The following is a 7743-nucleotide window of genomic DNA, read 5'->3' as shown; positions in this document are numbered from 1 at the left end:
CCTTGCGAACCGCCCATTTGTCGCTGGCCCGCCGCCTGATCCGGCGCCATCTGGCGCGTGCGGCGCTGTCGCCAACCCTGATTGCCGGCCTGCTCGGCATCTCGGTCCGTCACCTGCACATCTTGTTCGAGGAGACCGAGATGAGCTTCTCGGAGACCGTCACCACGCTCCGGCTCGAACAAAGCCGCCGCCTGCTCCGCGAGCAGCCGAGGCAAACGATCGCCGAGGTCGCCTTTGCCTGCGGCTTCGAGAGCCTTGCGACGTTCTACCGCCTCTTCAATGCATCCGAGTCCATGACGCCGGGCGACTACCGCGCGCAAACGGCCTGAGCGCCCGTCCGGACTGGCCGGGACACCGCGCTCGCAATTTGCCGTGGCTCGGCCGCCCCCTTCACCTCCTTGAATTTCACACCGCCGCGCGATCCGACCTTCGCTGAACCGAAGTGATCAGCCTGCGCGCATTGAGAAGATATTTTCCGGCCATTTCGCCAGAACCACTGCGGCGCTTCGTCCGGGTTCGGCACAGCAAATTTCCTTACCGGCGACGCGCGCTCTCATGCAGAGCGAGGGATCAGTCACGATGCGCGGTAAGCACGGGGATCACAGCCAGGAAACGCTAGCTACAGGCGCCACGCGCTTTCCTCTCCATGCCGCGGACCTGCGGGCGGATCAAATCCAGGCATCTGAGCCTGCCCGTCAGGGATCACCGGCGACCAGCAATCGCGGCTGGGCGCCGCTGCTCGAAGCCTGCCTCGCCGACTTCAAGGAAGCGACGGAGGCCGGTGATACCGCGAGCATTCCTGCGCTGGTCAAGATCGTGGCGGACCTTGCGCTGATTGAGCGCGGCGCGATCAGGCCGGGCAGCCGCCGCGCGCAGCAAGCGCTGCGCGTCGGCCGGCTCAGCCTCGCGCGCCGCCTGATCACGCGTCACCTGGCAAAGCCGGCGCTGTCGCCAAGCATGGTCGCCGAGATGCTCGGCGTCTCGGTGCGCTACCTGCACGTTTTGTTCGAAGCGACCGGGACCAGCTTTTCGCAGACGGTCACCGCCCAGCGCCTGTGCGAGAGCCGAAGGCTGCTTTGCCAGAAGCCGCCGCGGCCGATCGCCGACATCGCCCTCACCTGCGGGTTCGGCAGCCTTGCCACCTTCTACCGGATCTTCGGCGCATCCGAAGGCCTGACGCCCGGCGAATTCAGGATGAAAAACAGCGTGGAAGCCCCCGTGACGGCCTCGCCGTCCGGGGCCGAGGTCGTGATTCATTTGACCGCCAAATGACGAAAAAGACGCTTATTTCAGTCAAAACGTTAAGCTTTTTGGGCTATCCGGCCGGTTCCAAGATTGACTTTACCGGTTTCGCCCCTATGTTGCGAGGCAACGCGGCCCTCGGATCGAAGCGCGATTCGTCAGGTTTGCCGTCCGTCAGCGTTAGTCAGAGCCCCCGAGCTTTATAGAAAAGCGAGCCGTTTCGGGGCCGAACGCGACAGCCTTTTACCTGCGATGCCGAACGGCGGTTTCGACCAGAGGCTCAATGTCTTTTTCCAATCTAGGCCTGTCCGATAAGGTCCTCGCCGCAGTTGCGGCCACCGGTTACACCACCCCCACTCCCATCCAGGAACAGGCAATCCCGCACGTCCTCGCCCGGCGCGACGTCCTCGGCATTGCCCAGACCGGCACCGGCAAGACCGCTGCCTTCGTTCTCCCGATGCTCACTCTGCTCGAGAAGGGCCGCGCCCGGGCACGGATGCCCCGCACCCTGATCCTCGAGCCGACCCGCGAGCTTGCCGCGCAGGTGAAGGAGCAGTTCGACAAATACGGCGCCGGTCAGAAATTGAACGTGGCGCTGCTGATCGGCGGTGTCTCGTTCGGCGACCAGGACTCCAAGCTGATGCGCGGCGTCGACGTCCTGATCGCAACGCCCGGCCGCCTGCTCGACCACACCGAACGCGGCGGATTGCTGCTCACCGGCGTCGAGCTGCTGGTGATCGACGAAGCCGACCGCATGCTCGACATGGGTTTCATTCCCGACATCGAACGCATCTGCAAGCTCGTCCCCTTTACGCGGCAAACCCTGTTCTTCACCGCGACGATGCCCCCGGAGATCAGCCGCATCACCGAGGCCTTCCTGCACAATCCGGCCCGGATCGAAGTTTCCAAACCCGCGACCACCGCCGTCACCGTCACGCAATTGCAGGTCCCGGCCGGTCGCGAAGCGCATGACAAGCGCGAGATCCTCCGCCGCCTGCTGCGCGACGCCAAGGATCTCAACAACGCGATTATCTTCTGCAATCGCAAGCGCGAAGTCGCCGTCCTTCACAAATCACTCCAGAAGCACGGCTTCAGTGTTGGCGCCCTGCACGGTGATATGGATCAATCCGCCCGCACCGCGGCCCTCGATCAATTCCGCAAGGGCGAGATTCCGCTGCTCGTCGCCTCCGACGTCGCCGCCCGCGGTCTCGACATTCCCGCGGTGAGCCACGTCTTCAATTTCGACGTCCCGCACCACCCGGACGATTACGTCCACCGCATCGGCCGTACCGGCCGCGCCGGACGGACCGGTACTGCGATCTCCATCGTCACCTCGCTCGATAGCAAATCGATGACTGCGATCGAGAAGCTGATCGGCCAGCCGATCCCGCGCGCCGAGGGCGACTACAGCGTTCACAGCGAGGGCTCCGACGAGGACGCCGCGCCGCGCCGCTCGCGCAGCCGCGAAGGTTCGCGCGACGGCGCCCGTGGCGGCCGCAAGCCGCGACGTGAACGCGAGCCGCGTGACGGTGAGCGCGAGCCGCGTCACGGTGAACGCGAGCCGCGTCACGGTGAACGCGAAGGGCGTCGCGAGCGGGAGCCCCGCGAGGAGCGCGCAGCGAAGCCGGAGCGTGAACCGCGCCACGGCCGCAATTCGGCTCCGCAGGCCGCTCCGTCGCACGTGCCGTCGATCGGGCGTGCCGAGCCACGGCGGCCGCAGCGCGAGGTGGACCACGAGCCCGCCGATCATTCGCACCTACCCGCCTTCCTGCTGCGACCCGTGCGCGCACGCGCGTAAGGTCTGCTCCGATGCCGCCGCGCCAGCGGCGGTAGTCCAGCCAATCTCTGTTGCCGCCCGCGACCGGCGCACACGTCGATTTCCCGGCGTTTGAAGCAAATGCGCGCAGTTTTCGCATCGCAATGCGGGCAAACGAAAAGCGTCCGAAAGTGCCGCTCAAGACGGACAAGCATCGGGCGCGCCGCATGGTCGTCGCAACCGGCTTCCCCGTAGTTCCACTATTTACCTTGCCTTCACTCTCGTCCCGTACCCTCGCCCCAATAGTTTAGTCATTGCTGCCGGGCTTAATCGGCATTGCGTGCATTGAGGGCGTGACAGTGGTCAAGCTGCTGGACGAACACGAACGTACGTTGGCCTTTGCCGAAGTCGCACTTGGCCAGATCCGCTCGCTTCGCCAGACCGCAGTCCCCCGCAACTACGAAATCTGGTACGTCTACGCGACCGGATACAACGCGCCGCTCAATAAGGTCATCAACGAGACGCTGGCGCGCAGCGGTAAGCTCTCTGAATCCGATCTCGAGCAGATCTACGAGACCTACCTTTCGCACATCAAGACCTCGGACCGCATCGACAAGGTCGGCGCGCGCGTCATCGGCGAGATCGACGCCGTCATGAAGCTGATCACCGACGCACTCGGCGTGTCCGCGACCTATGACGCCAGCCTCGTCGGCGCCAGCGACAAGCTTGCGAGCGCGACCACCCGCGATCACATCAAGGCAATCGTCGATAGCCTGGCAAAATCGACGCGCGAGATGCGCGAGACCAATCAGGCATTGGAGAACCGGCTCGCGCTGTCGAAGTCGGAGATCAGCGATCTGCAACACAGCCTCGAGGCGATCCGCGCCGAGAGCCTGACCGATCCGCTCACCGGCCTCGGCAACCGGAAATATTTCGACCGCTCGATCGACATGGCGGTGCAGGCCGCGCTCGCCAGCGGCGAGCCGCTGTCGCTCCTGATGTTCGACATCGACCACTTCAAGTCGTTCAACGACTCCTACGGCCATCTCACCGGCGACCAGGTGCTGCGGCTGGTGGCGCAGTCGCTGAAGCAGAACATCAAGGGCCAGGACATCACCGCCCGCTATGGCGGCGAGGAATTCGCCGTGGTGCTGCCCAACACGGCGCTGCGGCAGGCGCTGACGGTCGCCGACCACATCCGCCGCGCCGTGATGGCCAAGGAGCTGAAGAAGAAGTCGACCGGTGAGATCCTCGGCCGTGTCACGATCTCGGTCGGCGTCTCCATGCTGAAGCCGTCCGACGACACCGACTCGCTGATCGAGCGCGCCGACGCCTGCCTCTATGCCGCCAAGCGCGCCGGCCGCAACCGCGTGATCTGCGAGGCCGACCCGGAATACAGCACCGAGATCCAGACCCGCGTGGCGTGATCTCCCTCACTTCCTCCACCGTCATTGCGAGCGAAGCGAAGCAATCCACCGCAACCGCATATGCGGAATCATGGATTGCTTCGCTTCGCTCGCAATGACGTGGATGGATTGGCTGCCTCAGGATGAGGAGCGCTTCCTTGCCGATCGCTTCTTCTTCGCCGACGGCCCCTTCGCAACCGCCTTTCTCGCAGCTGCTTTCTTGCCAGTAGCCTTCCTTGCAGCAGCCTTCTTCGCTGGCGCCTTCGACTTTCGCGCAGCCACTCGTTTCCTCGGCCGCTTGTGCATCGCGGCGCGCTGGGCGGCGCCGAGCGCCGACCGTGCCCAGACCGCGAGTTCTTCCGAGTCATCGAACAGCCGTGCCGGCAGCTGCCAGTAGGAGTTCACCGTCACCGTCTTGGAACGCGTCTGATACTGGAACGGCCCGGAGCCTTCCGCCTCGAATTGCGGGATGGTCTCCTCATCGGCACGGAAGTAGAGCCCGGCGCGCAGCGCGAGCGCGAAATTGGTGCCGTCAGCCGAGATACCGTAGCCGGAGAACATCCGGCGCAGCGTCACCGGGCCGAAGTCGGCGAACAGGTCGGTGAGGAATTCGCGGTCCATGTGGCCAATCGCCCCCGTCTGTCGCCTCATGGTAAGGAGCGCGTCTCCATCCATGTCATTGCGAGCGTAGCGAAGCAATCCATCGCGCAACAAGCGGAAACATGGATTGCTTCGCTACGCTCGCAATGACGGGCAACACAGGTGCCGATCACACGACAATCGATATGCGGACGTCTCTCTAGACCGTGGCCGGCTTGAGCTGCACCGATTCGCCGCAACCGCACGCGGAGATCTGGTTCGGGTTGTTGAACACGAACTGGGCCTGCATCTTGTCGGCCACATAGTCCATCTCGGTTCCAAGCAGGAACAGCACGGCCTTCGGATCGACCAGGATCTTCACGCCCTTGTCCTCAACCACTTCGTCGGTCGGGCGGATCTCGTGGGCGTATTCGACGGTATAGGATTGGCCGGCGCAGCCGCCATTCTTGATGCCGACGCGCAGCCCGACGATCTCGGAATCGGCGCGCTTGGTCAGCTCGGTGATCCGCTCCGCCGCGGCATCGGTCAATTTCATGACCTGCGGGCGGGGCCGCTTCGGCTTGGCTGGGGTTGGTGAAGCTTGCGTCATGTCACTCATGTGGTCAGTCCCAGCGGCAAATCAATTGCCGTTCTTCTTGAGCCTAAGTCCAATCCCCTAACGCATCACCACATATTGAGGACGAGGCGCGCCTCGTCCGACATCCGGTCCGGCGTCCAGGCCGGATCCCACACCAGATTGACGTTGACGACGCCGACGCCGGGAACGCTGGCGACCGCGTTCTCGACCATCTGCGGCAACTCGCCTGCGGCCGGGCAGTTCGGCGTGGTCAGCGTCATCAGGATGTCGACCGAGCGATCATCCTTGAGATCGACCTTGTAGATCAGGCCGAGCTCGTAGATGTCGGCCGGGATTTCCGGATCGAACACCGTCTTCAGCGCCGCGACGATCTCGCCGCTCATGCGCTCGGTCTCCTCCGCCGGCAGTGCCGAGGTGGTTTCCATGGTGGCCGTCTTGACTTCGGCTGTATCGGTCATGCGAACAATTCCCGCGCCTTGATCAGCGCCTGCGCCAGATGGTCGACTTCTTCCCTAGTATTATACATCCCGAAGGATGCACGGCAGGTGGCCGTGACGTTGAACCGCTCTAAAAGCGGCATTACGCAATGCGTGCCGGCGCGCACCGCAATGCCCTGACGGTCGATCACGGTCGCGACATCGTGGGGATGCGCGCCCTTCATTTCGAACGAGATCACCGGTCCCTTGTTGCGGGCGGTTCCGATCACGCGCAGCGAGTTGATCTCGCGCAGGCGATCCTGCGCGTAGGTCAGCAGCTCATGCTCATGCGCGGCGATGCGCTCCTTGCCGATCGAATTGACGTAGTCGATCGCAGCGCCGAGCCCGATCGCCTCGACGATCGGCGGCGTGCCGGCCTCGAACTTGTGCGGCGGATCGCCATAGGTGACCCAGTCCTTGGCCACCTCACGGATCATCTCGCCGCCGCCGTTGAACGGCCGCATCGCCACCAGATGCTCGTGCTTGGCATAGAGCGCGCCGATGCCGGTCGGTCCGTACACCTTGTGGCCGGTGAAGGCGTAAAAATCGCAATCGAGGTCCTGGACGTCGATCGGCAGGTGCACAGCGCCTTGCGCGCCGTCGACCAGCACCGGAATGCCGCGGGCGTGGGCGAGCCGGATCACGTCTTTGACCGGAACCAGCGTGCCGAGCGCATTCGACATCTGGGTGATCGCGACGATCTTGGTGCGCGGGGTCAGGAGCTTCTCGAACTCCTCGATCAGGAAATTGCCTTCGTCGTCGACCGGCGCCCACTTGATCACGGCACCATGGCGCTCCCTGAGGAAGTGCCACGGCACGATGTTGGAGTGGTGCTCCATGATCGAGAGGACGATCTCGTCGCCCTCCTTGATGTTTTCCCCGCCCCAGGACGACGCCACCAGATTGATCGCCTCGGTGACGTTGCGGGTGAAGACGATCTCTTCACTGCGGCGGGCGTTGATGAACTTCGCGACTTTGCCGCGGGCGCCCTCATAGGCCTCGGTCGCGGCATTCGCCAGATAATGCAGGCCGCGATGCACGTTGGCGTATTCGCTCTTGTAGGCCTCGGTCATGCGGTCGAGCACCGCATTCGGCTTCTGCGCCGAGGCCGCGTTGTCGAGATAGACCAGCGGCTTGCCATAGATCTGCATGGCGAGCGCCGGGAAATCCTGCCGCACCAGCGCGACGTCGTAACTACCGTTGGCGACCGCCTTGTGCATGCTTACGCCCTCGCCTGAAGCCAGCGCTGCGCGGTGGCAATTGCGACCTCGCGCAACGCGTCGCTGGCGATGGTCTCGATCGCCTCTCCGACGAAGGCCTGGATCAGGAGCGCCTGCGCTTCCTTCTCGGGCAGTCCGCGGGCGCGCATGTAGAACAGCAAGCTCTCGTCGAGCGCGCCGGTGGTCGCACCGTGACCGCAGGTGACGTCGTCGGCGAAGATCTCGAGCTCGGGCTTGTTGTCGGCCTCCGCGTCGTCGGACAGCAGCAGCGCACGGGTCATCATCTTGGCGTCGGTCTTCTGCGCGTCGGGGCGGACGATGATGCGGCCCTGGAACACCGAATGGGCGCGGTCGTCGACAACGGCACGGAAGATCTCGCGGCTCGCGCAGTGCGGCACCGCGTGATCCAAGAATAGCGTGGTGTCGGCGTGCTGCTTGCCGTTGATCAGATTGACGCCGTTGGTCT

9 protein-coding genes are annotated in these 7743 nt (G+C 64.2%); 4 read left to right on the top strand and 5 right to left on the bottom strand.

Annotation, left to right across the window (positions count from 1 at the left end):
* From PMN64_RS40810 to PMN64_RS40795, 4 genes are all read left to right on the top strand, one after another.
* Window positions 1–329 (top strand): helix-turn-helix transcriptional regulator (locus tag PMN64_RS40810; protein WP_411784836.1); only part of this gene is annotated, 329 nt, incomplete at its 5' end.
* Window positions 330–579: 250 nt separating this feature from the next.
* Entirely contained in the window at window positions 580–1272 is a 693-nt protein-coding gene (locus PMN64_RS40805) for a helix-turn-helix transcriptional regulator (protein WP_411784835.1), read from the top strand.
* 253 nt (window positions 1273–1525) lie between these two features.
* The gene (locus PMN64_RS40800) at window positions 1526–3040 is read left to right on the top strand and encodes a DEAD/DEAH box helicase (protein ID WP_411784833.1); all 1515 of its coding nucleotides are present in this window, start codon (window positions 1526–1528) and stop codon (window positions 3038–3040) included.
* Between the two features lie 317 nt (window positions 3041–3357).
* On the top strand, window positions 3358–4425 hold the full coding sequence (locus PMN64_RS40795) for a GGDEF domain-containing protein (protein WP_028342140.1): 1068 nt from the start codon (window positions 3358–3360) through the stop codon (window positions 4423–4425).
* A 117-nt stretch (window positions 4426–4542) separates the two neighbouring features.
* Here the strand turns inward: PMN64_RS40795 and PMN64_RS40790 are convergent, their stop codons facing one another.
* The 5 genes from PMN64_RS40790 to PMN64_RS40770 form a co-directional block, all read right to left on the bottom strand.
* A complete protein-coding gene (locus PMN64_RS40790) occupies window positions 4543–5025 on the bottom strand; it encodes a TfoX/Sxy family protein (protein WP_411784832.1) in 483 nt (160 codons plus the stop codon).
* A 178-nt stretch (window positions 5026–5203) separates the two neighbouring features.
* Window positions 5204–5593, bottom strand: coding sequence for a HesB/IscA family protein (locus tag PMN64_RS40785; protein ID WP_028342142.1), 390 nt, complete (start codon window positions 5591–5593; stop codon window positions 5204–5206).
* A 74-nt stretch (window positions 5594–5667) separates the two neighbouring features.
* The gene (locus tag PMN64_RS40780; RefSeq protein ID WP_028342143.1) at window positions 5668–6039 is read right to left on the bottom strand and encodes an SUF system Fe-S cluster assembly protein; all 372 of its coding nucleotides are present in this window, start codon (window positions 6037–6039) and stop codon (window positions 5668–5670) included.
* On the bottom strand, window positions 6036–7277 hold the full coding sequence (locus PMN64_RS40775) for a cysteine desulfurase (RefSeq protein ID WP_028342144.1): 1242 nt from the start codon (window positions 7275–7277) through the stop codon (window positions 6036–6038). The genes PMN64_RS40780 and PMN64_RS40775 overlap by 4 nt, the downstream gene beginning before the upstream one ends.
* A gap of 2 nt (window positions 7278–7279) precedes the next feature.
* Window positions 7280–7743 (bottom strand): SufB/SufD family protein (locus tag PMN64_RS40770; RefSeq protein WP_411784831.1); only part of this gene is annotated, 464 nt, incomplete at its 5' end.

Source organism: Bradyrhizobium sp. UFLA01-814 (assembly GCF_046718885.1).
Taxonomy (GTDB): domain Bacteria; phylum Pseudomonadota; class Alphaproteobacteria; order Rhizobiales; family Xanthobacteraceae; genus Bradyrhizobium; species Bradyrhizobium elkanii.
Note: the sequence above shows the minus strand (reverse complement) of the source record. Positions and strands in the feature narration are given on the sequence as shown.

Bases quoted from the DNA above. Each gene is read 5' to 3' on its own strand.
- PMN64_RS40790 (WP_411784832.1), bottom strand. From the start codon at position 5,025: ATGGACCGCGAATTCCTCACCGACCTGTTCGCCGACTTCGGCCCGGTG.
- PMN64_RS40800 (WP_411784833.1), top strand. From the start codon at position 1,526: ATGTCTTTTTCCAATCTAGGCCTGTCCGATAAGGTCCTCGCCGCAGTT.
- PMN64_RS40775 (WP_028342144.1), bottom strand. From the start codon at position 7,277: ATGCACAAGGCGGTCGCCAACGGTAGTTACGACGTCGCGCTGGTGCGG.
- PMN64_RS40805 (WP_411784835.1), top strand. From the start codon at position 580: ATGCGCGGTAAGCACGGGGATCACAGCCAGGAAACGCTAGCTACAGGC.
- PMN64_RS40785 (WP_028342142.1), bottom strand. From the start codon at position 5,593: ATGACGCAAGCTTCACCAACCCCAGCCAAGCCGAAGCGGCCCCGCCCG.
- PMN64_RS40780 (WP_028342143.1), bottom strand. From the start codon at position 6,039: ATGACCGATACAGCCGAAGTCAAGACGGCCACCATGGAAACCACCTCG.